General features: G+C 72.9%; 2 protein-coding genes. One reads left to right on the top strand and one right to left on the bottom strand.

Annotated elements, in window-relative coordinates:
* On the bottom strand, positions 1-968 hold a 968-nt coding region (locus ACFVVA_RS42075; protein WP_387696009.1), incomplete at its 3' end, for a serine/threonine-protein kinase.
* A 406-nt stretch (positions 969-1,374) separates the two neighbouring features.
* Between ACFVVA_RS42075 and ACFVVA_RS42080 the strand changes: the two genes are divergently transcribed.
* Positions 1,375-1,572 (top strand): hypothetical protein, encoded by a 198-nt coding sequence (locus tag ACFVVA_RS42080; protein ID WP_359915397.1) that lies wholly within the window; start codon positions 1,375-1,377, stop codon positions 1,570-1,572.
* Positions 1,573-1,957: the final 385 nt, after the last annotated feature.

The raw sequence follows: 1,957 nt of genomic DNA on the forward strand, positions 1-1,957 counted from the left end.
GCCCGGGCCCGTGCCGCGGCGGGCGGCTCGGGCGGGCGTCCGGGGGCCGGCACGCTCTGCCGGCCGTTCTCCTGCTGGGCCGGAGCGGGTGCGGGGGCGGCCCGTCCGGGTCGTGTGCCGCGGGCGCCGCCGGGGTTCCCGGCGGCCGCACCGCGCGCCGCCAGTTCGCTGAGCCGCTCGTGCAGCGCGGCGGCTCCGGGGCGTTCGGCGGGTTCCTTGGCCAGGCAGGCCCGGATGAGCGGCGCCAGTTGCGGCGGCACAGCGGAGAGGTCGGGCTCCTCGTGGACGACCCGGTACAGCATCACTTCGGAGGACGCCCCGGATCCGAACGGGGTGTCCCCCGTGAGTGCGTACGCGAGGGTGGCCCCGAAGGCGAAGACGTCGGTGGCGGGCGTGACGGCGACCCCGCGGACCTGCTCGGGCGCGAGGAAGCCGGGGGAGCCGACCGCGGTGCCGACGTGGGTGAGCGTGCTGGCGCCGCGCGACCACGCGATGCCGAAGTCGATGATCCGCGGGCCTCGGGGCGAGAGCAGGATGTTGGACGGCTTGAGGTCCCGGTGGACCACTCCCGCCTCGTGCACCTTGACCAGTCCGTCGGCGAGCGCGGCCCCGATCCGGGCGGCCTCGGGCCAGTTGAGCGGCCCTTCGTCGCCGACCCGCTTGTAGAGCGAGGGCCCCGGCACGTACGCGGTGGCCAGCCAGGGCCGTTCGGTCTCGATGTCCGAGCCGACCACGCGCGCGGTGCAGCCGCCCCGGATCCGGGAGGCGGCGGCGATCTCGCGGGCGAAGCGGGTGCGGAACTCCTGGTCCTCGGCGAGCTCGGCGCGGATCAGCTTGAGGGCGACGCGCTGCCCGCGGCGGTCGGAGCCGAGGTAGACCACGCCCATGCCGCCGGCGCCCAGTCGCCGGTGCAGGCGGTACGGCCCGACGATGCGGGGGTCCTCACGCCTCAGCCGCATCATCGCCATGTTTCGTTCCCCGTCAGCCTGTGGGTGAGGCCCCGTCGGTTGGGGCATCGTCAGTTCCTGTCTGGCACAGCTTACGGACTGCCCGCTGCGGTGTGCTGATACGCAACACCTGAAGCCACCGTGCGATTGTCGGATCTTGCGTTGACCTGCAGGTCACAAGGGCGTCGAAGGGCTTCTCGGGGTTGCCCCTCAGGGTTCCCTCGGGGGTCGGATGAGCCTTCCGTCCCCCTGCGGTAGTAGGCCCCGAGTGGGATCGTCATCCTCCCGGACGTCCGAGGAACAGTACGACGGCATGACGCCCGGAGGACCCTCCGGCCAATAGCGTTGTGTCCAGCGGTGGACGGGGAGCTCGTCCCCCGAGGTAAGCCGTCCACCGCGCCAACTCGACCGGATCAGGAGCAAGGACATGGCACCGCAGATCACGGGAACCCCCCGCCGTCGGCCGGCCTCCGTCCAGTCCCGATCCACCGAGCAGCCCACGCGGCACCCCGCCGTGGCGCTGGCGATGGCCCTGCCGTGCGCCGTGCTCCTGGTGCTGCTGTTCGGCGGGTGGGAGCAGATGGCGAACCAGGCCCAGGCCGTCGCCGATCTGATCACCCGCTGAGCGGGGAATGAAGGACACCGGCCCCGAGGCCGGTCGAAGACGGGCACCGATCCCCTGGGGACGGGGAGCGGTGCCGCCGGGGAGGCCGCGGCCGCGATGACACGCGGACGGGCGAGAGCGGTGCGCAGAGCGCCCCGGCAGGCGGAGACGCCGCGTACGGACGTCGGTGAGGGCGTCCGTACGCGGCTCTTCTCTTTTCCCACCCGTGTTCCCGCCGGACGCCCCGGTTGTCCCGGACGCCCCGGTGGTTCCAGCGGTCGGGGCCAGGGGAACCACGGGAACGAGACGACAAAAGGCCGGGGCCGCGATCCTGATGGATCGCGGCCCCGGCCGTTACTGTGCGCGATACTGGGATTGAACCAGTGACCGCTACCGTGTCAAGGTA

Origin of the sequence: Kitasatospora sp. NPDC058048, assembly GCF_042885555.1 — a bacterium.
GTDB lineage: Bacteria > Actinomycetota > Actinomycetes > Streptomycetales > Streptomycetaceae > Kitasatospora > Kitasatospora lactacystinica.